23 protein-coding genes are annotated in these 23,645 nt (G+C 70.5%); 7 read left to right on the forward strand and 16 right to left on the reverse strand.

What is annotated here, in order from left to right; translation table 11 throughout:
* Positions 1-17 precede the first annotated feature (17 nt).
* Positions 18-1,064 carry an alpha/beta hydrolase gene (locus NV348_RS32655; protein WP_447150330.1) on the forward strand — a complete coding sequence of 349 codons (1,047 nt, stop codon included), beginning with the start codon at positions 18-20 and terminating at the stop codon, positions 1,062-1,064.
* Here the strand turns inward: NV348_RS32655 and NV348_RS32660 are convergent, their stop codons facing one another.
* A complete protein-coding gene (locus NV348_RS32660) occupies positions 1,065-1,946 on the reverse strand; it encodes an amidohydrolase family protein (protein ID WP_447150331.1) in 882 nt (293 codons plus the stop codon). It abuts the gene before it with no gap.
* Positions 1,943-2,986, reverse strand: a complete 1,044-nt coding sequence (locus tag NV348_RS32665) for a nucleoside hydrolase (protein ID WP_447150332.1) — start codon at positions 2,984-2,986, stop codon at positions 1,943-1,945. Before NV348_RS32665 ends, NV348_RS32660 begins: the two co-directional genes overlap by 4 nt.
* A gap of 221 nt (positions 2,987-3,207) precedes the next feature.
* On the opposite strand from NV348_RS32665, the gene NV348_RS32670 reads away from it, so the two are divergent.
* Positions 3,208-4,755, forward strand: a complete 1,548-nt coding sequence (locus tag NV348_RS32670; RefSeq protein ID WP_447150333.1) for an acyl-CoA carboxylase subunit beta — start codon at positions 3,208-3,210, stop codon at positions 4,753-4,755.
* A gap of 45 nt (positions 4,756-4,800) precedes the next feature.
* On the opposite strand, the gene NV348_RS32675 is transcribed toward NV348_RS32670, so the two are convergent.
* A complete protein-coding gene (locus NV348_RS32675) occupies positions 4,801-6,015 on the reverse strand; it encodes an FAD-dependent monooxygenase (protein WP_447150334.1) in 1,215 nt (404 codons plus the stop codon).
* Between the two features lie 107 nt (positions 6,016-6,122).
* Here NV348_RS32675 and NV348_RS32680 point away from each other — a divergent pair, with 107 nt between their 5' ends.
* Entirely contained in the window at positions 6,123-6,692 is a 570-nt protein-coding gene (locus NV348_RS32680; RefSeq protein ID WP_447150335.1) for a TetR family transcriptional regulator, read from the forward strand.
* A gap of 21 nt (positions 6,693-6,713) precedes the next feature.
* Here NV348_RS32680 and NV348_RS32685 read toward each other — a convergent pair whose 3' ends face one another.
* On the reverse strand, positions 6,714-8,084 hold the full coding sequence (locus NV348_RS32685; RefSeq protein WP_447150336.1) for a CoA transferase: 1,371 nt from the start codon (positions 8,082-8,084) through the stop codon (positions 6,714-6,716).
* A gap of 43 nt (positions 8,085-8,127) precedes the next feature.
* On the opposite strand from NV348_RS32685, the gene NV348_RS32690 reads away from it, so the two are divergent.
* The gene (locus tag NV348_RS32690; protein ID WP_447150337.1) at positions 8,128-8,880 is read left to right on the forward strand and encodes a thioesterase II family protein; all 753 of its coding nucleotides are present in this window, start codon (positions 8,128-8,130) and stop codon (positions 8,878-8,880) included.
* Here the strand turns inward: NV348_RS32690 and NV348_RS32695 are convergent.
* Positions 8,861-9,241: a DUF2784 domain-containing protein gene (locus NV348_RS32695; protein WP_447150338.1), complete on the reverse strand. Its 381-nt coding sequence runs from the start codon at positions 9,239-9,241 to the stop codon at positions 8,861-8,863. The two genes, NV348_RS32690 and NV348_RS32695, sit on opposite strands and share 20 nt — an antisense overlap.
* 73 nt (positions 9,242-9,314) lie before the next feature.
* Positions 9,315-10,745 carry an SDR family NAD(P)-dependent oxidoreductase gene (locus NV348_RS32700; protein WP_447150339.1) on the reverse strand — a complete coding sequence of 477 codons (1,431 nt, stop codon included), beginning with the start codon at positions 10,743-10,745 and terminating at the stop codon, positions 9,315-9,317.
* Positions 10,746-10,980: 235 nt separating this feature from the next.
* Between NV348_RS32700 and NV348_RS32705 the strand changes: the two genes are divergently transcribed.
* A complete protein-coding gene (locus tag NV348_RS32705) occupies positions 10,981-11,532 on the forward strand; it encodes a TetR/AcrR family transcriptional regulator (protein WP_447150340.1) in 552 nt (183 codons plus the stop codon).
* Here NV348_RS32705 and NV348_RS32710 read toward each other — a convergent pair.
* The gene (locus tag NV348_RS32710; RefSeq protein WP_447150341.1) at positions 11,529-11,888 is read right to left on the reverse strand and encodes a hypothetical protein; all 360 of its coding nucleotides are present in this window, start codon (positions 11,886-11,888) and stop codon (positions 11,529-11,531) included. The two genes, NV348_RS32705 and NV348_RS32710, sit on opposite strands and share 4 nt — an antisense overlap.
* A 257-nt stretch (positions 11,889-12,145) precedes the next feature.
* Between NV348_RS32710 and NV348_RS32715 the strand changes: the two genes are divergently transcribed.
* Positions 12,146-12,847 (forward strand): hypothetical protein, encoded by a 702-nt coding sequence (locus NV348_RS32715; RefSeq protein ID WP_447150342.1) that lies wholly within the window; start codon positions 12,146-12,148, stop codon positions 12,845-12,847.
* Positions 12,848-12,851: 4 nt separating this feature from the next.
* On the opposite strand, the gene ligD is transcribed toward NV348_RS32715, so the two are convergent.
* The 3 genes from ligD to NV348_RS32730 all read right to left on the reverse strand — a co-directional run bounded on the left by ligD (position 12,852) and on the right by NV348_RS32730 (position 15,533).
* Entirely contained in the window at positions 12,852-13,853 is a 1,002-nt protein-coding gene (ligD, locus tag NV348_RS32720; protein WP_447150343.1) for a non-homologous end-joining DNA ligase, read from the reverse strand.
* The gene (locus NV348_RS32725) at positions 13,850-14,929 is read right to left on the reverse strand and encodes an ATP-dependent DNA ligase (RefSeq protein ID WP_447150344.1); all 1,080 of its coding nucleotides are present in this window, start codon (positions 14,927-14,929) and stop codon (positions 13,850-13,852) included. Before NV348_RS32725 ends, ligD begins: the two co-directional genes overlap by 4 nt.
* Positions 14,930-15,143: 214 nt before the next feature.
* On the reverse strand, positions 15,144-15,533 hold the full coding sequence (locus NV348_RS32730; RefSeq protein WP_447150345.1) for a cold-shock protein: 390 nt from the start codon (positions 15,531-15,533) through the stop codon (positions 15,144-15,146).
* Between the two features lie 305 nt (positions 15,534-15,838).
* On the opposite strand from NV348_RS32730, the gene NV348_RS32735 reads away from it, so the two are divergent.
* On the forward strand, positions 15,839-17,275 hold the full coding sequence (locus NV348_RS32735) for a condensation domain-containing protein (RefSeq protein WP_447150346.1): 1,437 nt from the start codon (positions 15,839-15,841) through the stop codon (positions 17,273-17,275).
* Here the strand turns inward: NV348_RS32735 and NV348_RS32740 are convergent, their stop codons facing one another.
* The 6 genes from NV348_RS32740 to NV348_RS32765 all read right to left on the reverse strand — a co-directional run bounded on the left by NV348_RS32740 (position 17,276) and on the right by NV348_RS32765 (position 23,384).
* On the reverse strand, positions 17,276-18,595 hold the full coding sequence (locus NV348_RS32740; RefSeq protein WP_447150347.1) for a pyridoxal-phosphate dependent enzyme: 1,320 nt from the start codon (positions 18,593-18,595) through the stop codon (positions 17,276-17,278).
* A complete protein-coding gene (locus NV348_RS32745; protein WP_447150348.1) occupies positions 18,595-19,995 on the reverse strand; it encodes a type III PLP-dependent enzyme domain-containing protein in 1,401 nt (466 codons plus the stop codon). The genes NV348_RS32740 and NV348_RS32745 overlap by 1 nt, the downstream gene beginning before the upstream one ends.
* Entirely contained in the window at positions 19,992-21,245 is a 1,254-nt protein-coding gene (locus tag NV348_RS32750) for a heavy-metal-associated domain-containing protein (RefSeq protein WP_447150349.1), read from the reverse strand. Before NV348_RS32750 ends, NV348_RS32745 begins: the two co-directional genes overlap by 4 nt.
* Positions 21,246-21,276: 31 nt before the next feature.
* A complete protein-coding gene (locus NV348_RS32755; RefSeq protein ID WP_447150350.1) occupies positions 21,277-22,554 on the reverse strand; it encodes an aminotransferase class V-fold PLP-dependent enzyme in 1,278 nt (425 codons plus the stop codon).
* Between the two features lie 73 nt (positions 22,555-22,627).
* Complete coding sequence (locus tag NV348_RS32760) at positions 22,628-23,062, reverse strand: CBS domain-containing protein (RefSeq protein ID WP_447150351.1); 435 nt, start codon at positions 23,060-23,062, stop codon at positions 22,628-22,630.
* Positions 23,063-23,150: 88 nt separating this feature from the next.
* Positions 23,151-23,384 (reverse strand): hypothetical protein, encoded by a 234-nt coding sequence (locus NV348_RS32765; protein ID WP_447150352.1) that lies wholly within the window; start codon positions 23,382-23,384, stop codon positions 23,151-23,153.
* Positions 23,385-23,645: the final 261 nt, after the last annotated feature.

Raw genomic sequence — 23,645 nt, forward strand, 5'->3', positions numbered from 1 at the left:
AGTGGGAGGTTCGATCGATGAGGTGCCGCAGCGCGCTCTCGGCGTTGGCGGCGGTGTTCCTCGCCGCCGGTTCGACGGTCGCCGGTGGCGCGCCCGCCATCGCCGACGGCCCGGAATCCGGTGTCGCGGTGACGAATCGGGCGGTAGCGATCGACGGCTCGCGCGCCGAGGTGACCTCGGTCGACGGGCGGCAGGTGACGGTCCGGATCTATTCGGCGGCGATGGCGCGCGAGGTCTCGGTGAAGGTGCAGCGCCCGGCCGACACCTCGGTCCCGCGGCCCGCGCTGTATCTGGTGAACGGCGCGGGCGGCGGCGAGGACACCGCCACCTGGGAGCAGAACACCGACGTGGTGGACTTCCTGGCAGGCAAGGACGTCAATGTCGTGATGCCGGTGGGTGGCGCGTGGAGTTACTACACCGACTGGCGCAGCACGGATCCGCGCCTCGGCGTGAACAAGTGGCGCACCTTCTTCCTCGACGAACTGCCCGCCCTCGTCGACACGATGTTCGAGACGACCGGCCGCAACGCCATCGCCGCGAACTCGATGACCGTCACCTCGGTGCTGCAGCTCGCGATCGCGAAACCTGGCCTGTTCCGCTCGGTCGCGGCCTACAGCGGCTGCGCGCAGATCAGCGACCCGGTCGGCAGGCAGTTCGTCAATGTCGTCGTCGGCACCGGCGGCGGGGACGCGTCGAACATGTACGGGCCGCCCGGCGATCCGGAATGGGTCGCCAACGATCCGGTCGTCAACGCCGAGGGTCTGCGCGGCACCAAGCTCTACATCTCCAACGGCAACGGCCTGCCCGGCGAACACGACAAGCTCGGTGACCCGCACCTGATCACCTGGGGCCCGGTCGGGCTGGCCAATCAGATCGTCGTCGGTGGCGTGATCGAGGCCGCGACCAGCTGGTGCACCGAGAATCTGCGGGAACGGCTGGCGGAGCTCGACATTCCCGCCACGTTCGACGTGGACACCCAGGGCACCCATTCGTGGGGCTATTGGCAGAAGGCGTTCAAGAACTCCTGGCCGCTGCTGGCCGAGGGGTTGGAGATCCCCGCCTGATCAGCGCAGCTCGAACAGCGCGACCGCGTTGTCGTGACACACCTTGCGCAGCCAGTCCGGCCCGAGATCCAGGCGCTCGAGCGCCTGGACGGCCTCGGCGTACGGGTACGGGATGTTGGGGAAGTCGCTGCCGAACAGGATCCGGTCGCCGAAGCGGCGTAGGCGTTCCCGCTCGGCCTGCGGGAACGGCGCGCCGCTCTCGCTGAAATCGGTCCACACCATGGTGGTGTCCAGGTAGAGGCGAGGGTACTGCTCGGCCAGGTCGAGGAACTCGCTGTACTCGGGGGTGCCCATGTGGGCGATGATCAGGCGCAGGTCCGGAAACCGCCGCAGCAGTTCGGCGATCGGCGCCGGTCCGGTGAATTCGCCGGGGGCGGGACCGGATCCGCAGTGGATGAGCACCGGCACGCCCGTCTCGGCGAGGATCGCCCACACCGGGTCGAGCAGCGGGTCGAGCGGGGAGAACGCACCGACCTGGATGTGGACCTTGAAGACCCGCGCACCACGGTCGATCGCCGTGCGGACGTAATCGGGGGCCGTCGGCTCCGGATAGCAGGTCGCGGTGTGCAGGCAGTCGGGCGTGCGGGCCGCGAACTCGGCGGTCCAGTTGTTGAGCCAGGCCGCCATCTCCGGCTTGTGCGGGTACACCAGCGAGGTGAACGCGCGGACGCCGAAGTCGCGCAGGGTCTTCAGCCGCACCTGCTCGTCGTCGCGGTAGGTGATCGGCCACGTCCGCCCGGTCAGCGGGCCCACCTGGTCGAAGTAGGCCCACACCTTGCGCATCACCTGATCGGGCATGAAGTGGGTGTGCACGTCGACGATCGCGGGCAGCCCGAGGCGGGTGCGGAAGTCGGCGAGATAGGCGGCGGTATCGACGGTCACGAGGGCAGCTCCGGGTAGAGGCGACGGGCCAGGGCGCCGACGCGAGTGATGAGACGTTCGAAGAAGACGGCCGGGTCGGTGCCGATCACGATGTCGGCGTTGGGTTCCCGGCCCCACATGCCCGCCCAGTCGGCGACCGTGGTGGCCCGGGTGAGAGTGCCGGCCAGCTCGACGTCGACGGTCGCGGGCCTGGTCGTCGCCAGCGCGGGGTCCAGCGCCACCGCGGCGGCGAAGGGATCGTGCATGTGCGCGAGATAGCCCAGGTCGTAGCCGTCGTGGAAGTCGAAGTAGAAACGCACCGCATCGATCAGATACCGGATGACCGGATTGCTTGTCGCCGAACGCCATTCGGCGGCGTCGCCCGCCGCGACCCGCTCGATCGGCGCGCTGTGCGCGGCCTCGGCCAAGCGCACCAGGTGCTCGGGCCGCATCTCGATGGATTCGGTGATGTCGAGCGCGCACACCACGGGCCTGCGCTCCGGTGGGACCACCGAGAAGGCGTCGAAGACTTCCTTGGCGGCCTCGGGGTCGACGTGGATATTCCACTCGTTGGTCGGCGTCGTGTTCCCGGGGTGATTGAACGCGCCGCCCATGATGACCAGGCGGTCCAGCAGCAGGGGCAGCTCGGGATCCCTGCGCACGGCCAGCGCCAGGTTGGTCAGCGGGCCGGTGCACAGGCCGATCGCGGAGCCGGGGTGGGCGCGGACCAGCTCGACCCACATCCGTGCGGCGGACCGGTCCGAGAGCGGCCGGGGCGAGGTGGGCAGTTCGGCGTAGCCGAGGCCCTGGGGACCGTGGGTGTCCTCGGTGGTGCGCAGCGGGACCACCAGCGGTCCGTCGGCGCCCGCCGCGACCTCGACGGTGCCCGTGCGCGCGAGATCCAGCAGCGCCAGCGTGTTCGCGGCGACCTGGGCGGTCGGCACATTGCCCGCGGTCGCGGCGATTCCGAGGAGCTCGGCCTCGGGGGAAGCCAGCAGGTACAGCAGCGCCAGCGAATCGTCGATTCCGGTATCGACATCGAGGATGATCTTGCGCGGCACAGATCGAGGGTAACCGCGGGCGTTTCGCGCGCTGCCGCCGACCGTGCCGAACCAGGGACGTTCGCCGCTGGTCATGGCGATTTCCCCGCGCGACGGGCCGATCCCGGTCACCCGAATGCGGCGCCGACGGGGTCGAAAGAGCTGTTACGGCGGCGGTTTCGGTTACTCTCGCTGGGAGATTGCGGACCGATAGCTCAACACTGGCGAGGGTAGGTGCATCTGTGAAGGCGACGACCGCTGCGAAACTGGAAGAGTTGCGGAAGAATCTGGCAGCCGCGCAGGAGCCCGCGGGGGACGTGGGGGTCGCCAAACGGGCCGCCAAGGGCATTGCCAGCCCGCGGGAACGGATCGGCATGCTGCTGGACGCGGGGAGTTTTGTCGAGATCGGGGCACTGGTGAAGCAGCCCGGCGTGGCGAACAGCCTCTACAGCGACGGCGTCGTGACCGGCCACGGCACGGTCGACGGCCGCCCGGTGGTGGTGATCGCCCACGATCAAACGGTGTTCGGCGGCTCGGTCGGGGAGATGTTCGGCCGCAAGGTCGCCAAGGCGATGGATCTCGCGGCCGAGATCGGCTGCCCGTTCGTGGCGATCAACGACTCCGGCGGGGCGCGCGTGCAGGACGCGGTCACCTCGCTGGCCTGGTACGCGGCGATGAGCAGGCGGCAGCTGAATCTGTCGGGCGTGGTGCCGCAGGTGTCGATCATGCTGGGCAAATGCGCGGCGGGCGCGGTCTACGCCCCGATCAATACCGACGTGCTGATCGCGACCGAGAACGCCTACATGTTCGTCACCGGACCGGAGATCATCCGCGAGACCACCGGCGAAGAGGTGACGCTCGAGGAACTCGGCGGCGCGTACAACCAGGCGCAGAACGGGACCATCCACCATGTCGCGGCCGACGAGCGGGCCGCTTTCGACTGGGCCCGAACATATTTGAGCTTCATGCCGTCGAACTGCTTCGAGCGCGCCCCGGTGGTCAACCCGGGGCTGGAACCCGCGATCACCGAGACGGACCGGGAGCTCGACACGCTGATCCCCGATTCCGATCGCGCGGGCTACGACATGTACGACGTGCTGCTGCGGATCTTCGACGACGGCGAGTTCCACGAGGTCGGGGCGAGTGCCGCCCGCAACATGATCACCGGCTTCGCCCGGGTCGACGGCCGCAGTGTCGGTGTCGTCGCCAATCAGCCGCAGGTGTTCAGCGGGGCGATCGATGCCAGGTGCTCGGACAAGGCGGCGCATTTCATCCGGCTCTGCGACGCGTTCGGGCTGCCGCTGATCTTCGTCGTCGACACGCCCGGGGTGTTGCCCGGCGTCGAGGAGGAGAAGATCGGCGTCATCAAGCGGGGCGGCCGGTTCTTCTACGCCGTGGTCGAGGCGACCGTGCCGATCGTGACCGTGGTGGTGCGTAAGGCCTACGGCGGCGGCTACGCGGTGATGGGCTGCAAGCAGCTGGGCGCCGATGTGAATCTGGCCTGGCCGACCGCGCGCATCGCTGTGATGGGTGCCGAGGCCGCGATCGGGCTCACCCAGCGACGGCAGCTCGCCGCCGTGCCCGAGGCCGAGCGGGCCGGGGTCCGTCAGCAGATGGTCGACTACTACAACACCGCGGTCGCCACACCGTGGATCGCCGCCGAACGCGGCTATATCGACGCGGTGATCGAGCCGTCGACCACCCGGCTGGAGATCCGCAAGGCCCTGCATCTGCTCCGGGACAAGCGCGTCGAGCAGCGGCCGCGCAAGCACCTGCTGATTCCGCTGTGAGCGCGCGCCCGGCGTCCGCGTAGCCGTGGCGGCCGGGCGTCCGGATCAGTAGGTCGGCAGCGCGAGTTCCTCGGTGTGGCCGAAGAAGATCTTCTTGGTGATCGGCCGCATCGGACGCGACATCATGATCCGCACGTTGGTCTTGGCCACTCGCGTCATCAGCGGGGTTTTGGGGATCATCATCTCGATGCCGCCGCCGGGGATCTCCTTGGCCTTGTCCAGGAACGGTGTGATCGTGTCCTGGTAGCGCTGCTGCGCGCCGGCCGGATCGTCCGGGGTGGCGGCGATCTCGGCGGCCAGTACGTAGGCGCCGACGATGGCCATCGCGGTGCCCATGCCGGTCATGGGGGAGCCGCAGTAGCCCGCGTCGCCGACGAGGGTGACCCGGCCTGCGGACAGCTCGGGCACGTCCACCCGGGCGAGCTCGTCGAAGTAGAAGTCGGTCGTGGTGTCCATCGCCGCGAGCACCTCGGGGGCGTGCCAGCCCGCGTCGCCGATCATCCGGCGGATGAGCGCGCGCTGGGCGTCGCTGTCGCGGCGCAGGTTCGGGTCGACCTCGGCGCGCAGGGTGATGATCGCCTTGGCGGTGGCCGGATCGCCGTCGGGGCGGATCCCGAGCATGGCGCCGGGCACCAGGCGCATCCCGAACCAGCCGGGCTCCAGATCGGCGGGCGAGGGCATGGTGAAGAACGCTCCGTAGCCGCCGAGATTGGTGCTGAACTGCTCTTCCGGGCCGAAGGCCAGCCGCCGGGTGGCCGAGTGCACGCCCTCGGCGCCGATCACCAGGTCGAAGCGCTCGGTGGCGCCGGAGGCGAAGGTGACCTCGACACCGGTGGTGTCCTGGTCGATCCGTTCGATCCACTCGCCGTAGCGGTAGTCCAGCCGGCCGTTGTCGGCGGTGGCGATGGCCTCGAGCAGGACCTTGTTCAGGTCGCCGCGGGTGATCTCGATCTCCGCGACGGCGCCCTGACCGTCGAAGTCCGCCATCGCCATCCGGGCGTAGACCTTGCCGTCGCCGTCGATGTAGGACATGCCGCGCTCGTCGAGCTGGTACTCGGCGATGCCCTCCATCAGTCCCATCTTCGCGGCGGCTTCCTTGCTCGGCCCGCGCAGATCGACGGCCTGGCCGCCGGGGCGGGGGACCGCGGCCCGCTCGACCACCGTCGTGCGAATGCCGTTGCGCAGCAACTGGAGTGCGACCGCGTTGCCCGCGATACCGCCGCCGGAGACCAGAACGTGCAGGGGGCTGGTGGTGGTCATGATGTTTCCCGTCTGGAGAAGAACGAATGTCTTAGACATATGTCTAACACAGAGGTTGCACGATTGTCTAGAACAAATGTCTAAGACGGTCCGGTAGGCTGATGGCCATGGGCAACAGAGAAGACCTCTTGGCGGGGGCGAGGAAAGTGATCCTGGAGCGCGGTGTCGCGAAGGCGACCGCGCGCGATATCGCCGCCGCGGCAGGGGTGAGCCTGGCCGCGATCGGCTACCACTTCGGGTCGAAGGACCGGTTGGTCACCGAGGCGCTGGCCGAGGCGCTCGGCAACGCGATCGGCGATTCGATGGAGTCGCTGATCGCGGCCGGTGCCGGCTCGTCACCGCTGGCCGGGCTCACCGGTCTGTGGAACGGCATGCCCGCGGTATTCGCGGACAACCACGAGGCGATGCTGGCCAGTCTGGAGAACATCGTGCGCATCGTGCGCTCCGACGACGCGCGCGCTCAGCTCGGCGACCAGCTCTCCCACGCGTTCGCCGACCTCGCATCCACGGTGCGGGCGGCCCACCCCGAACTCGACGCAGCACAGGCCGACGCCATCGGGCGACTGTATTTCGCGCTCGCGCAAGGACTCGGCGTGCTGTGGCTGCTGAATCCGGGCGAGGTGGTCGCCGACGGTGACCAGCTGGCGACCGCGATCCGGGCGCTGGCGGGGAAATGACTGCGGGCTGACCGCTGCCGGTCAGCCGCGGTGGACGTGGTCCGGCGCTTCGATCCAGAAGGGCTGGGCGGAGCCGTACGGCGGTGCGGGCCAGCGATAGTCGTCGTAGTCGGCGAAAGCCGGTGCGGCCGTGACGATGTCGCCGTGGTGGTTCGTCGCGGCCGGATCGGGTGGTGCCGGCGCGGGGTGGTCCGGGCAGCGTTCGGCCGACTGGAGCCAGGACGCGGTGCGGGCCAGCGAGACCCGGACGTCGCGGCCCGCACCGTCCTCGTTCCGCGCCCGCAGCGCGTCGACGACTCCCGCGGCGAGGAGATAGCCCGAACCGTGGTCGAGTGCCTGGGCGGGCAGCGCGCCGGGGCGATCCGCGCCACCTTCGAGCAGGGAGATGCCGGAGGCCGCCTGGACGATGCTGTCGAAACCGCGCCGATCGCCCCACGGCCCGGTCGTGCCCCACGCCGAGACGGACGCGTCGATCAGGCCGGGCCGTGCCGCGGCGCGGACACCGGCCGCGGCGAGTGCGCCCGGCCGGTACCCCGTCACCAGGACATCGGCGGTGGCGAGGAGGTCCTCGAAGGTCGTGAGGTCGGAGCGCAGGTCCAGCAGCGTCGAGCGTTTGCCCTGGCAGGTGTCGGCGAACTGCCAGTCGATCTCGGGCAGGTGTGGCGGGTCGACGCGGAGCACGTCGGCACCGAGCAGCGCCAGGGTTCTGGTGGCGATCGGACCGGCGAGGACCCGGGTGAGGTCGAGCACGCGGATACCGGCCAGCGGGCGATCGATCGTGGGCGCGCCGGTGTCGAGGCGTGCTCTGCCCGGGGGCAGCCGGTCCGCGCGCGGGTCGACGGCGACCAGCGGCCCGGTCGCGGCGGCGCGGCCCATCGGGCAGGCGGACCACTCGGCCTCGGTGCGGACCCGCACCGCGATGGCGCCCACCGCGGCGGCGGCGTCCTCGATCTCGGCGCCCTGCGCGGCGGCGAAGGCGTCGGTGAGCCGGGCGAGGTCGGCGTCGGCGGGCAGGTCGAGCGCGCGCAGCAGCCGCGCGCGGTGGTGCGGGTAGTTGGCGTGGGTGCGGACCCAGCCGTCGGCGCTGCGGAAGAAACCGGACAGCTCGGCGAAGATCGACGGCGCCGCGCCGCCCTGACGGAACAGCCGCTCGCTCGCGAAGGCCGCGCCGATGCGCGCCGGGTCGATGCGCGTCGGCCGGGTGGCCAGGCCGAGCGCCGCACGGTATCGATTCGCCGATCCGGCCGCCGCGGCCACCGATCCCGCGGCCAGCGCCCACACCGGTAGCGTGGCTGCCAGCCGGGCACCGGGTGCCGGCTCGTCGTCGAGTGCCGACGGCTCGAGTCCCAGCCCGGTCGCATAGGCGTGTACGAGGTGCTGCGCGGTGGTCACGCCGTTCAGCCTAGCGAGGACGATGACGGGTGAGGAGCATGATGTGGGCGTGAATACAGCGGCGACGGAATGGATTCGGGTGCTGCGGGCCGACCCGGTGGCCCGGCGGCGACTGGTGTGCTTCCCGCCCGGCGGAGCATCGGCCACCGCGTACCGCGAGCTCGCCGAGCACGTCGGCCCCGGCGCCGAGGTGACGGCCGTGCAGTATCCCGGCCGCCAGGATCGGCTCGGCGACGCGGTCGTCACCGAGCTGCACACGCTCGCCGACCGCATCGCCGAGGACGTCGCCCGCCGCTCCGGCCCGCCGCGCGTGCTGTTCGGGCACAGCATGGGCGCGACGGTGGCCTACGAGACCGCGCGCAGGCTGGCCGCCGCGGGCCAGCCACCGGCGGCGTTGATCGTGTCCGGCCGTCCCGCACCGGCTTTCGTCGAGACCGGGCGGCTGCACCGCGGCTCCGACGCGGCCCTCATCGACGACCTCGAGCGCCTCGCCGCCGACCCGGCCCCGGTGCGGCTGCTGCGCACCGAACCCGGCCTGGCCGACCTGGTCCTGCCCGCGGTCCGGGCCGACTACCAGGCCGTGGAGACCTACCGCCACGAGCCGGGGCCCGCGTTGACGTGCCCGGTTGTCGCGCTGGTCAGCACCGAGGACCCCACCACCACCGTCGAGCAGGCCGAGCAGTGGCGCACGGTCACCGACGGGTCGTTCACGCTGCGGACCTTCCCCGGCGGGCATTTCTACCTCGACGAGCAGCCCGCCGCGGTGGCACAGGAGATCACACGGCACCTGAGCTGAGCCCGCGGTGGCGCAGCTGGAGGCGCACATAGCCCACCCACGACACCAGCACCGCCACCGCGGCCACCAGCCGCACCAGCCCGAGCGCGCTGTCGGGGTAGATCACCCCGGTCAGGTAGTGGTCGATGAAGCCGGCCTGCGGCAGTTCGGCTACCCCGGCATGCCTGCGCGCCCAGTTCTCGGCGTAGGTCAGCGGGCAGTCGAAGCCGATCAGAATGGTGCCGAAGCCCCAGGAGGCCGCGAGCAGATGCAGCCCGATGGTGCGCGGCCACCGCCACGCGAGGAAACCACCGGCGACCACGTACGCGATGAACGCGACGTGAGTGACGGCGATCAGATCGGCCAACACCCGGAACGGCACCTATTCAGATTAGGCGGCCGTTCGCCGATACGGAATCATGATCAACATTCCGGTTCGGCATCGCTTCGATGGCTTACCAGGGCGAGGGCTGGTAGTCCTTGAGGAAGCAGCCGTAGAGATCGACGCCGTTCTCGCCCTGCACGATCGGGTCGTAGACGCGGGCGGCACCGTCGACCAGGTCGAGCGGCGCGTGGAAGCCCTCCTCGGCCAGGCGCACCTTGGTGTAGTGCGGGCGCTCGTCGGTGATCCAGCCGGTGTCGACCGCGGTCATCAGGATCGAGTCGGCCTCGAACATCTCCAGCGCGCTGGTGCGGGTCAGCATGTTCAGCGCGGCCTTGGCCATGTTGGTGTGCGGATGGCCGGGGCCCTTGTAGCCGCGGCTGAACTGGCCCTCCATCGCCGAGACGTTGACGACGTACTTGCGCCGTCCCGCCGCGGCGGCCATCGCCGGGCGCAACCGCGAGACCAGGATGAACGGCGCGACGGAGTTGCACAGCTGCACCTCGAGCAGCTCGGTGGCGTCGACCTCGGCGACCGTCTGCACCCAGCTGTTGGTGTGTGCGAGGTCGGGCACCAGCCCGCCGGCGTCGATGGCCACACCCGCCGCGATCCGCTCCGGGGTGGCCGATCCGGCGACCAGCGCGAGCTCGGCGACCTCGGCGGCCGACAGCGACGGCGTCAGCGAGGCGGTGAGCGCGGTCGGATGCGCCTGCATGGTCTTGCCGAAGGTGACCATCTCCGGCAGCACGCCCGCGGGCAGCGGCGCGGTCTCGGCGTCGACCAGCGCGCTGTAGGCACCCGCCGAACGGCGTACGGTCTGCGCGGCGTTGTTGATCAGGATGTCGAGCGGGCCCTGCGCGGCGACGTCGTCGGCCAGCGCGACGACCTGGGCCGGGTCGCGCAGGTCGATGCCGACGATGCGCAGCCGGTGCAGCCAGTCGGCGCTGTCCTCCATCGCGGCGAAACGGCGGATCGCGTCGTTGGGGAAGCGGGTGGTGATGGTGGTGTGCGCGCCGTCGCGCAGCAGTCGCAAGGCGATGTACATACCGATCTTGGCGCGGCCACCGGTGAGCAGGGCGCGCTTGCCGGACAGGTCGGTGCGGGCGTCGCGCTTGGCGTGGCTCGCGGCGGCGCAGTCGGGGCAGAGCTGGTGATAGAAGGCGTCGACCTGGGTGTAGCGCTGCTTGCAGATGTAGCAGGGCCGCGGCCGCAGCAGGGTGCCCGCGCTCGCGCCGGAGGTGGCCGAGCTGATCGGGATGCCCGCGGTCTCGTCGTCGATGCGCTGGGGTGAGCCGGTGGCCGTCGCGGCGATGACCGCGCGATCGGCCGAGGCGACCTGCTCCCTGGCCTCGAGGCGCTTGCGCTGCTTGAGCTTTTTGAACATGTGCCCCACCGCGCGCTGGACCGCGATCGAATCGGGGTGTTCCTTCTCCAGTTGCCCGGCCTGGTCCAGCACCCGCAGACAGGTCGCCAACTCGTCCGGATCGATCATGTTCGCGGTCATCGGGGAGTGCGGCATTCCTTCGTGCGGGAGCGGGGGACGACACTTATTGTCGCATTGGCCGCTCGACGGACCCGCTGGGTATCGTGGTGCACCGTCACCGCAACAGCGCGGCGACCCTCGAACCCGACGGAGCAGCCCGATTTCCCCGCTCGACACCGACACCGCAGACGCGCCCCGCAGGCGCAGGCTCGAACCCGACGAGCGACGCGCGCAGATCCTGGCCTGTGCCATCGACATGTTCGGCGAGCGGCCCTACGCGGCGGTGTCCACCGCGGAACTCGCGCAGCGCGCCGGTGTCGCTCGTGGGCTGATCAACCACTATTTCGGCAACAAGCGCGACCTGTATCTGGCCGTCGTGCGCCGGATGGTGACGCTGCCGCGGCCGGACAAGGTGTCCATCCCCGACGGCAGGCCGGTCGAGCGGGTCGACGCGATCGTCACCTGGCTGCTCGACACCATCGCCGAGCACGGCACCACCTGGGTGAAGGTCACCAGCCACGAGGGCGTCGGCGACGACCCCGAGGTGCAGCAGATCCTCGACCAGGCCGACGACGCGGCCGCCGAACGGATGCTGGTGATGATCGGCCGGTCCGATCTGGCAGACAATGCGACATCGCGCGCGCTGGTCCTCGCCTACGCGGGACTGGTGAAGGTGGCGGGCCGGGAGTGGATCACCCGGGGCACGCTGACCCGCGACCAGGTGCACCGGCTGCTCGCCGACACCCTGATCACCGTGATCACCGAGACCATCCCCAGCGTCGAACCCCGGACGGGCGTGCTCGACTAGGACGTCAGCCTGCGCCGGGCGGGGTTCGGGAGCGGAATGTCGCGGGCGCTGTAGCGCTGCGGGCCGACGTGCCCGGGTGCGTGCCCGCCGCGCCCGTACGCGAGCTCGATCTGCTCCTCCCGGCGATGCTCGAACAGCAGCGCGCCCGCGCCACCGACGAGGAATATCGCCGTGGCCACCCCGGCGACCACCGCCCAGCCGTAGTGCCCCGAACCCGCGCCAACCAGCGTGCAGGCCAGGCCGACGATGCCGATCGCGCACGCGATGAGGCCGGGAACGTTGTAATCGTCGGCGAGCAGATCGCCGGCCTGGGCGTGCCAGTGCTGGTCGTCTGCCGAAGTGGTGCTACCGGACATGGGGTCCTCCTCGCGGGCCGCTACTGCGCGCTGTGGTTCACCTGGTGACCAGCATGGACCCGTCGATGGTGGGGAGGCAAAGGTGTTTGCCGGTTCGTTACCCGTGTCGATGCCCCTGGATTCGGCGGCGAACCGCAGGTACACGCATTTGTCGTTTGCGCTGACCGACCGTCCCGGAGTCCCTATTCTCGTCGCGTAACCCGGCGTCGCAAGTGGTTCGATTCCGCGCCGGGGGGATCGAGAGGGACCCGGGGTTGATGGCACGGTACGACGAATGGGACGACGACCCCGAAGAGGACATGGACGAGCGGCGCTGGAACGGTCAGCGCTGGCCGCACGCGACACCGGAAGACGGTGCTGCGGGTGCGGGACGCGCCGACCAGCCACGGGTGAACCCGTACGCGATGGTCGCGCTCGCCGCCGCGCTGGTACTGCTGTTCCCGATCGCGATCGTGTTCGGGCTGCTGTCGTTCGGGCATCCGCGGGGGCGGGGGATGGCGGTGTTCGCGCTGCTGCTCGGCATCGCCGAGGTCGCCGCTCTGGCCACGGTGGGACTGGTGATGTTCGGTGGGCTGGATCTCGAAGTGCCCACTCTCGCCCAGGAGACGACGGTGACCTCGGTGTCGACCACCGTGCCGTCGCAGGGCGCGCCGACCGCCACCGCGACCGGGACCGTCCCGGTGCTGAGCCCGGTCGGCACCGTCGTCGAGAAGGGCACACCGTGTTCGGCGGACCGGGCCGGGCTGCTCGGCGTCGCGGCGGACGGTGCGACCCTGCTGTGTCTGCGGGCCGACGGCGCCTATACCTGGTCGGGCCCGTTCCGGGTGTCCGGGTCGTACTACACCGAGGGCGCGCGCTGCGATCCCACGGTGGACAAGTCGGGGCGCACCTCCGACAACCACGCCCTGGTGTGCGAGGGCAAGGCGGGGGCGGGCACCTGGGTGCCCTGGACCGAATAGGTCCTCAGTCGGACTGCTTGGCCCGGCTCGGCTGCACCCGCGGTGGCTCGTTCGGCATCTTCGGGTATTGCGGCGGCCACGGCGCGTCCATCAAGCCCGCCGCCATATCGCGTTCCGACATCGCCAGCAGCGGTTCGATGGACTGCGGCGTGCGGTCGGCCCACGGGTCACCGTACTCGGCCAGCCGGGCGGGGACGGTGGCGAGCGTGAGGTCGTCGGGAACGACGGTGTCGAGGTCGGCCCAGGCGATCGGCGTCGACACCTGCCCGCCCACCTTCGGACGGACCGACCACGCGCCGAACACCGTCTTGTGCGGCGCGTTCTGGTTGAAGTCGACGAAGACCCGCGAACCGCGCTCCTCTTTCCACCAGTGCGCGGTGATCTCCTCGGGGTGGCGGCGCTCCAATTCCCTGGCCAGCGCGACGGCGGCCGCGCGCACCTCGTAACCGTCCCACCGGGGTTCGAGCACGGCGTAGATGTGCAACCCGCGCGAGCCAGAGGTCTTGATCCAGCTCTCGATGCCGAGTTCGGTCAGCAGCTCCCTGGTGCGCACCGCCGCCCGGCGCAGATCGTCGAAACCGATCCCGGGCGAGGGATCGAGGTCGATCCGCAGTTCGTCGGCGATCCGCAGATCGGGCACGTGGTTGGGCCAGACGTGGAAGCCGAGGCAGCCCTGGTTCACCGCCCACAGGAGGTGGGCGAGATCGTGGGCGACGAGGGCGTCGCTGGTGGTGCCGTTCGGCGTCGACACCTCCACGGTCTGCAACCAGTCCGGCGCCGACTTCGGCACCCGCTTCTGGAACCACGACTTGCCGGACGCGCCGTCGGGATAGCGCTCCAGCAGCAGCGGCCGGTCGCCGATGACACCGAGCAGGGGTTCGGCGACGGCCTGGTAGTAACGGACCAGGTCGAGCTTGGTGTCACCGCGCTTGCTGAAGTAGACCTTGTCCGGATTGCTGATCGACAGGACGCGGCCGTCGACCTCGATCTCCACGGCGGCGCTCATCGCGCACCGCCGAAGATCGCGTCGAGTTCGGCCGGGGCGACCTCGTCGAGCTGGGCGTAGGTGCACGAATCCGGGGTGCGGTCGGCGCGGAAGCGGACCAGCCGCCCGCCGTGCCGGAACCGTCCCGACTGCACGTGCTCGTAGCGGACCTCGGCGACCAGCTCCGGGCGCAGCGGTTCCCAGGACAGATCCTTGCCGCCGGTCCACCGGCTCACCCCGCCGGGCATCTTGCCGTCGGCGCCGGCCTGGGCGACCGCGTCGGCCCAGTTGCGCCACGGATGGTCCTCGAGCGCGTTCTCCCGCAGCGGCGCCAGCTCGCCGAGCAGTTCGCGGCGCCGGGCCGCGGTGAAGCTCGACGCGACACCGACATGATGCAGGTTGCCGTCGTCGTCGAACAGGCCGAGCAGCAGTGATCCCACGCCCTCGCCGTCCTTGTGCATCCGGTAACCCGCGACCACACAGTCGGCGGTGCGTTCGTGCTTGATCTTGAGCATCACGCGTTTGTCCTGGAGATAGGCCAGGTCGTCGGCTTTGGCCATCACCCCGTCGAAACCCGCGCCTTCGAACCGGGTGAACCAGTCCTGCGCGACATCGGGGTCCTGGGTGATCGGGGTGAGGTGAATACGGCCCGGCGCGGCCGCGAGCAGCGATTCCAGTGCGCGCCTGCGCTCGGCGAACGGTTCGGTGGTCAGATCGCGATCACCCAGAGCGAGCAGATCGAAGGCGACGAAGCTGGCGGGCGTCTCGGCGGCCAGCTTGTTCACCCGCGACGCCGCCGGGTGCAGCCGCTGCTGCAGCGTGTCGAAATCCAGGCCCTGATCGGTGACGACGACGATCTCCCCGTCGACGACACAGCGCTGCGGCAGGGCGGCTTGGAGCAGCTCGGCCAGTTCGGGGAAGTACCGGGTGAGCGGGCGGTCGTTGCGGGAACCGAGTTCGATCTCGTCGCCGTCGCGGAACACGATGCACCGGAACCCATCCCATTTGGGTTCGTAACTGAGCCCGGGCTCGCGGGGCAACGACGGGGTCGACTTGGCCAGCATGGGGCGCACTGGCGGCATCACCGGTAGATCCATCCGATCCTCCTCGCGGGTGGGTTCACCCGTGTCGACGGCGCGAGCGTGCCCGATTCATCGGTGCGGCTTCGATCGTAGGGCGGCCCACCGACACCGCGCGGACATCGCGCGCGGCGGTGTCGCGATCGAAAGGGGGCCACCACCGCGAAGTCGTAGACGGTGCGGTTCGGCGAGTTCCAGGTGCCGTGGCCGTGGAGTCCGGGCAGGCGCGAGGTCAGCTGTCGAGCCAGCCGTGTTCGTCGGCGAAGGCGGTGAACCGCTCGCGAATGGTGATGATCTCGGCCGCGGTGAGCGCGGGGGAGGCCTCCAGTAGCAGTTCGGTGATCTGGCGGCGCAGTTCGTCGGGGCCGAGGCGGTCACCGCCCGTGCGCTCCTTACGCGACTTCGGGGCAGGCGCGGTGTGACCCGCGGCGGTCAGGTTGATCGCCTTGGGGCCACGATCGCCTTCGGTCACATCGAATTCGAACAGCCTGCCCTGACGCAATTCGTCCTCGTCGAGGCCGATGTCGTTGACGTGGACGAAGACATCGGGCCCGCCGTCGTCGGGCCGGATGAATCCGAAACCCCGTGACCCGTCGAACGACACCAATTTCCCGATGGACACCGACCAGCTCCTCGCTCCGCTTCCCGACGCCACTGTAACGCGGCATTTGGGCGATTTTCCGGGAAAGTGGACAGACAGCGACATCGCGGGTTCGCGGCGCTGTCTGCTCGACCGGACGTGGTCACAATCCGGTAACTGTTAGTTCACATCCGCTCGTTAGCGTTCCGAATCTGTTGGTACGGGCGTGGAGGTTGTTACGAGTGTTCGACCCCGGTCGGGGGATGAGGTCGGGGGGATATGACACCGGTTGCGGGGTGCTGACGGCACCACGGGCCGGGGCGGAGGCGGGGTGTTTCCGTCCGCCGGTGCCGCCGGTCGTCCTGCTCGGGCCGCAGCCGCGCCCGGCGCATGTGCCGTTGGCGCCCGCGCAGGAGCGCATGTGGCATGCCGCCCGGCTCGGCCGGTCCGCGGACTGGAATGTCGCGCGTGCCCTGCGGTTGCGCGGCGCCGAGGTGGACCCGGCCGCGCTGCGGGCAGCGCTGGAATGCCTTGTCGCCCGGCATGAACCGCTGCGCACGATCTATCCGGCGACCGAGCACGGCCCGGCGCAGCACGTCGTCGACACGGCGGAGGTGGCGCTCGATATCGCCGAATGTGCGGTCACCGAGGGGGAACTCGCGGCGGCCGTCGCGGCGCTGTCCGCGCAAGCCTTCGATCTCACGCGCGAGCTGCCGGTGCGTGCGCGACTGTTCGTCGTAGGACCAGGCGATGTGGTGCTCGCCTTGGTCGTGCACCACATCTCGGTCGACGGGCGTTCGCTGGGGCCGCTGATCCGGGACCTGGTCACCGCCTACAGCGCGTGCCGCGCCGGTACCGCACCCGAGTGGCCGCCGCTGCCGGTGAGCTACACCGACTACACCCTGTGGAAGCACGCCCAGCTCGGCGAGTTCACCGACGAGTGGAGTCGCGCCACCCACCAGCTGCGCTACTGGGCCAACGCGCTGGCCGGGCGACCCGCCCTGCTGGACCTGCCCGCGCGCGAACCGCAGTCGCCGCCCGTCGACCCGGTTGCCGGTGCGCTGCTGCCGATCTCGTTCGACGCGCGGACCCACGCCGGTCTGCTGCGACTGGCGCAGGACGGGCGGGCGAGCCTGTTCATGGTCCTGCAGGCCGCGTTCGCGGTGACCGTCGGCGCGTTCGCCCGCAGCGCCGATGTCACCGTGGCCACCGCGGTCTCGGGGCGCGACCACCGCCTCCTCGACGACCTGGTCGGCAACTTCTCCGACGACGTCCTCATGCGCGTGCGACTGGACCGCGCCGGCGACGTCGACGAACTCGTCGACCAGGTGCGCCGCGTGGCACTCGCCGCCTACGCCCACCCCGACACCCCCAATCCCCGGCTGAAGCGCTGCCTGCTCCAGGACGCGGCGCTGCCGCTGTTCCAGGCGACGCTGATCCTGCAGCGCGCCCGGGCACCGCGCACCACCGCCGAACCCGCTCCGGCCCAGGGGTTCTCGATCACCGAGGTGCCGACCGGTGTGGTCAGGGCCAAGCACGATCTCGAGTTCGGGCTGACCGATCACTACGATCCGCTCGGCGCGCCCGCCGGGATCGACGGCTCGTTCCTGTATCCGGTCGCCCGGTTCGACGAGGAGACCGCGGAACGGTTCGTCGCGCGGTTCCGGGCGGTCGTCGGACTCCTCGCCGACGGCTACCGCGGCCCGCTGAGCGCGCTGCTGGCGGCCACGGGCACGCGCCGGTCCCTCGCGGGCGCCCGCCGGGCCGCGCGGGTGCTCGTCTGATCAGCCGCCGCGTTCGAGCGGGTGACCCGCGTCGCGCCAGGCGACGATGCCGCCGGCCAGGCTGTAGGCGGCATAGCCCGCGCGGTGGGCGAGGGCGGCGAAGCGCAGCGAGGTCTCGCCGACCGGGCACACGAACACGACCGGGCGCGAGCGCGGGAACGGCATGCCCTGGGCGAGCATCTCGTCGAGCTGATCGTCGCGGATATTGAGCGCACCGGGCACATGCCCGACCCGATAGGCCATCGCGCCCCTGGTGTCGACGACGGTCGGCCTGCCGGACCGGTCCAGCTCGGCCAGCTCGGCGGGCGTGAGAGTCGGTGCGGCGGCGGTGTCGTCGGGTCCGGGCGCGGCCGGGCCGGCGGCCTTGCCGAACAGCTCCGGCCTGCGCTTGGCGATATAGGACAGGTAGGGCTCGAGCCGGTCGCACACGATGAGCACCGCGACCAGCGGCCGATCGTCCGGGCGCGGCGCCGTGGCCAGCGCGCGCAGGGCCGCCGCGTAGCTCGCGCCGCTGGTGGGCCCGGCGAGCACCCCGTAGCCGTGGATCAGCGCGAGGGTGGCGTCGATGGCGGCGGCCGAGTCGACGGTGACGATGTCGTCGTAGAAATCGGGCCGGAACAGCCCGACATCCCACATCTCGCGTTCGGAGCGGATGCCGGGGATGAAGTCGAACCGGTCCGAGACCACGCCGATCGTGCGCAGCGCCGGATGATGGGCGAGTAGCGCGGTCGCGGTGCCCCGGGTGGATCCGGTGGTGCCGAGTCCGCCGATCAGGTAGTCGAGATGCGCGATGCCCGCTTCGGCGAGGTCGGCGGCGATCTCGGTGCCGGTGCCGTCGTGGTGGGCGTCGATATTGCGCTCGTTGGTGTACTGCGACGGATGGAACCACCGCTGCGGCGCCTGACCGGTGGTCTGCGCGATCACCGCCGAGACATCGTCGGCCGCGTGCGGATCCGGGCATTCGGACAGGCCGGGCAGCTCCACGATCTCGGTGCCGAGCAGTTGCAGCAGCTGCCTGACCTCGCCGACCCTGATCCGGTTGGTCACCGCCCGCAGCGGGATGCCGTGCAGCGCGCCGAGGACCCGCAGCGCCTTGGCGGTATTGCCGCTGGAGGCCTCGATGAACGACTGCCCGTCGGCGGCGATACGGTCCAGGTCGGCGCGGATCATCGCCCAGGCCACCCGGTCCTTGACCGAACCGAACGGATTGTGCGACTCCAGTTTCGCGTACAGCTCCACCCCGGCCAGCCCGTGGACCGCCGGATCGAGACGCAGCAGGGGAGTGTTGCCGATGAGCTCGGTGATGTGGGTGTAGAGCATCACGGCACCCGGTAGTCCGCGTCGGGGCACAGCGAGAAACCTGAGGCATCATGCAGCACAGCGACTTTCGCCACCGCCGGATGCATGCTGGCCTGTGCGGCGGACAGGTCCATGTGATAGGCGCCGGTATTGGCGAACAGCACGGGATCGTCCGGCGCGGGCACCCCGGCCACCCGCACTTGCCGCTGGGTGACCAGATCCCGCTCCAGACACAGATGCCCGGCGAAGAACACCCCGGCGGGTTCGGCGACGGCGGGTTCGGCGAGCACCACGGGGTCGATGAGTACCTCCTGGTCGGCGGCGGTGACCGTGTCGCGGCTCAGGTCCAGATGCACCAGGGTCGCGCCGTTGCCGGCCTGTTTGACGAATTCGACACTGGCCAGTGTGATGCCGGCCTGATCGACCAGCGCCTTGCCGGGCTCGAGCCACAGCTCGAGCAGATTGTCGGCGAGCACCTGTCCCAGTGCGCGGCCACCATGCCCGGGCAGCGGCGTGCCGAGCAGATCGGCGAGGATGCCGGCGGCCGACTCGGTATTGGCGTACTTGTGGAACACCGGTCCGCCGTGGACCGCGCCGCCGGACACGTGGTAGCCGAATGTACTGCTGCCCCAGTGCAGTGCCTCGCCCCGGCCGAGCAGGCCCGCGCGCAGCGCGTGGTCGTAGGCGTCGTAGCCAGCGGCGTCGGCGGTGAAGACCTGACGTAGCCCACCGCCGATATCGAGGACGGTCGGTGTCAGATCGTGTCCGTAGGCGCGCTCGACGAGATCCAGGCACGCGGCGACCGCCCGGACGCGTTCCGCGGTGGCGGCCGTGTCGAGGTGGAAGGCGAAACCCAGCAGCCGCAGCCGATCCCGGTGCCGGGTGAGCACCTCGAACGCCGCGTCGACGGCCGCGAGGTCGATGCCGAAGCGGCTCGGGGCGCTGCCGGGGAAGCCCGAGACGCGCAGCAGCACGGGGACCGTCGATTCCGCCAGGTCGGCCAGCGTCGAGAGCTCCCACAGATTGTCGACATTGACCGTCACCCCCGCCGCGAGCGCCGCGCGCAGCATGGCCACCCCCTTGGGGCCGGTCGCCTCGATCCGGTCAGCGGGGAACCCGGCGGTGTGGGCGGCCGACAATTCCCGCGCCGAGGCGACGTCGACGGAGATGCCGGCCGCCGCCGCCGTGCGCGCGAAAGCGGCCGAACGGTTCACCTTGTGCGCGTAGCAGATCCGGTACCGGCTGGCCCCCGCGTCGAGCACCGCGCGCAGGGCGGCCAGGTTCGCCGCGAACACCTGCGGGAACAGCAGATGCAGCGGCGAACCGTAGCGGTCCAGCGCCGCACGCACGGCGGGCCGGTCGGCGAGGAAGCCGGCGACCAGCGGGGGGAGCGCGGCGGGAACGGCGGGCGGCGGCGTCATCCCACCGCCGCGCCCGGCGCCTGCGCCGGCACGTCGTCGACCGGGTTGTAGCCGCCGTCGCGCAGCGCCTCGAACACCCGGAACCGATGGCGCGGGCTACGGATCCGCGCGGTCACCCGTTTGGACTCCAGATCGACCTCGGCCACCGGGATGTCCATCGATTCGAGCAGTGCGGTGATGGTGCGGACACAGTGCTTGCAGCTCATGTCGGGGACGTAGAAGACGCTGTCGTCGCCCAGCGGCGCACCGTCGGGCACCTGCTGGGTGGTGTCCTCGACGACGACCACCGTGCCCGCCAGCGCGGCGAAGGTCTCGACGAACCGGTCCACCACGGTGGCCAGCACATGCACCGCCGCGCCGCCGACCGCCTGCGGTGCCGCCGCCAGGCACGCGGGTCCGGTGCTCGCCGGCAGCAGGGCGTACTGGCGGGAGATGAGGTCGAGGTCGTCGTGGTACTTGGCCACCGCGGCCTCGGTGTCGAGACCCTCCTCGGTGACCGCCCGGCGCATCACCGCGTGCGCGTCGGCGATGGTGGCGTCCTTCATGGCGCGCAGCACCGCGATCGAGTCGGCGGTGTAGCGCACGCTCCCGTCGGGCTGGGCGACCAGGCGCACCGGGATCATCCCCCGCCGGAACGTCGAGGCCTGCAGTTCCCAGAACCACCGGGTCGCGACGGCGGCGAAGATGCCGGAATCGCGCAGTCCCCGGGCGAAGCCGACGAGATCGCGATAGGGGGTGTCCGCCGCCACGAGCCCGTGCTGGACCAGCGCGCGCCCGGTGGCCTCCACCCCGACGCGGAAGATCTCGTGTGGGTCGTGATCGGTGGTGGTGCCCGCCAGCACCGCGAGATCGGGTGCGGTCAGCGCCGCAGCGCGCGCCACCAGACCGGAGGCGGCCAGCTCCCGCCACAGCGTCAGCACCGTCTCCCTGGCCACCACGGCCAGTTCGGGGCCCGCGCCCTCGGCGTGGAAGTACCCGGTATTCGGCACGCCCGCGCTGTCGGTCCAGGTGATGCGGTGGGTCGCGCTGGTGACCTGGTCGGGGCGGCACGGCCGCATGAACCGCTCGAGATACATCCGCTGCGAATGGGTCAGCGCGCTGCCGGGCTCGGGCCGTAATGCCGTGGCGCGGTAAGTGATCCTGGCCGGCGAGGGCGGCTCGGCCCCCGCGAACAGTCCGGGTGCGGCCAGCTCGGCCAGTACCCGGGACGCGGCCCGCCGATCGTAGTACTGCGCGGGGTGCGTGCCCATGGGTTCCTCCTCGGCTCGGGACAGGAAATGGTCAGCGCCCGTGCCCGGCGAGGCCGGCCACGCAGGCGACGAAACGATCGATCTCGTCCAGGGTGTTGTAGAGGTGGGTGCTCACCCGCACCGAATCCGCCCCGGGCTCGGTGCTCGGTACACAGTGCGCCCCGGTGCGGACCAGGAAACCGGCGTCGGCCAGCACGAAACCGAGATCCGTGGCGCTGATTCCGTCGAGCGTGAACGAGACGATCCCGTACCCCACCGCGCAGCCCGCGTACGCGGGGCCCGGCAGGAACTCCAGGCCGGGCAGCGGCCGTAACCCGTCGATCAGCCGCAGCGTCAGCTCCCGGTTGTGCGCGGCGATCGCGATCGGGTCCAGCTCGTCCAGTAGATCGAAAGCCGGTGCGAGCGAAAGGATTCCAGGAATGTTGTGGGTGCCGCCCTCCAGCAGCTCCGGCATACCGGAGCCGATCAGCCCGGATTCCCCGACCGTCACCCCGGAATGCCCACCGGGCAGGAACGGCCGCAGCCGGTCGTGGACCCGCCGCCGGCAGTACAGCAGCCCGATCCCGGGGGCGCCGAACATCTTGTGCCCGGCGAACACCGCGAAGTCGGCGCCGAGGTCGATCACGTCGACCGGCAGGTGCCCACCGCTCTGCGAGCAGTCGAAACACAGCAGGATCTCCGGGTCGATCCGGCCGCGCAGTTCCTCGAGCGTGGTCAGCCCGCCGTAGACGTGGTGCAGGTGGCTGGTGGTGATCAGCCGGGTGCGCGGACCGACCTGGGCGAGGATGTCGTCGGTGTCGGCCTCGCCCGCCGCGGTGCTGCGATAGGGGCGCAGGACGATCCGGCGCCCGAACCGGGCCAGGGTGTCGCGCAGATGGTGCCAGGGCAGCACAGTGGACGCGTGATCGGCGGGGTTGTAGAGGATCTCGTCGCCGTCGTCGAGGACGGCCAGGCCCCAGCTGTAGGCGACGGCGCCGAGTGCCGCGGTCGCGCCGCTGGTGAAGACGATCTCGTCGGGATGCTCCGCACCGACGAACGCCGCGGCCCGGGACCGGATGGCGGTGATCCGCGCGGACAGCGAGGTCGCCCAGCTGTAGGTGCCGCGACCGGCATTGGCCGTGTGCTGGGCGTGATAGCCGGTGACGGCGGCGATCACGGTGTCGGGCTTCTGGGTCGTGGCGGCGCTGTCGAGATACACCACGGCCGGATCGGCCAGCGCGGGAAAGCGGTCGCGGATCGACGAGGGCACCGGCGTCGGCGCGTGCCGCAGCGCCGGAACGGCGGTGAGCTCGGGCCGGAGGGGGTGCACCAGCTCAACGATACGCACTTTTCTGGTACGGCTGACGAAGAATTCTCGCGGGCAACGCTTTTCGGCCTCGGGCTCAGTACTTGCCCTGCAGGTAGTCGACCAGGTGCCCGCGTTCGGCGGCCAGCTCGGTGATCTCGCTCTTCACCACGTCGCCGATGCTGACGATCCCGATCAGCCGCTCCGCCTCGACGACCGGCATGTGCCGGACCCGGTGCTCGGTCATGACCTCGCGCAACGAGGAGACGTGATCCTCGGGGCCGCAGGTGCGCACCCGGTCGGTCATGATCTCGGCGACCGGCTGGTCGAGCAGGGCGGCGCCGTGCCGGTCGAGGTGGCGGACCACATCGCGCTCGGAGACGATCCCGCTGATGGCCGCGCCGTCGGGGGAGACCACCACCGCGCCGATATTGTGCTCGGCCAGCACGGTGAGCAGGGCGCGCACCGTGGTCTGCGGCGGGACCGTGGTCACCGTCGTGCCCTTGTTGCGCAGGATCTCCGCTATTCGCATACGCCGCTCACCTGTGTCGAGCCCGGTCATTCCTCTTCAGGATGCCTCGGTGACACGGCCGTGACCAGCACGAAGACGTTACAACCGGCTATTCGTCGTCCAGGCCCGCGGAGAGATAGGCCGCGGCGGCCAGCCATTGGCGGCACTGCGGACCGTGCACGTCGTGCTGACGCAGCATCTCGCGTGCCTGGCGGTAGGTGAGCCCGAGCGGCTCGTCGCTACACGATCCTGAGGACGCGCCTGCCGTGCCGAGGTATCGCGGGATCTCGAGGCCGGCGGTTCCGGCCGAGACCCGGCGGGGTGTTCGAAACGGCGTACTCATCCGAGTCCCCTCGCATCCGGCGGCGGAGGGCCCATCCGGCTGGTGCTGCCGACGTCCCTTCCGGTGATCTTGCAGCCCGAGTCTACGGGTGTGTTGTTTGCAGATGCAAGCACATCTGCACTGTCGATTCGGACGTGTCGGGCAGCTGATCGGGTTGTGGCGCTTGCGAATTCAGGGGACTGGACGTCATCTATCCAGCGGCCGCCCAGGTCGTGTCACCGGGTAAGTACCGACCGGTGCGGCCGTATGTGAACCGTGTTA

Source organism: Nocardia fodinahabitans (assembly GCF_052983615.1).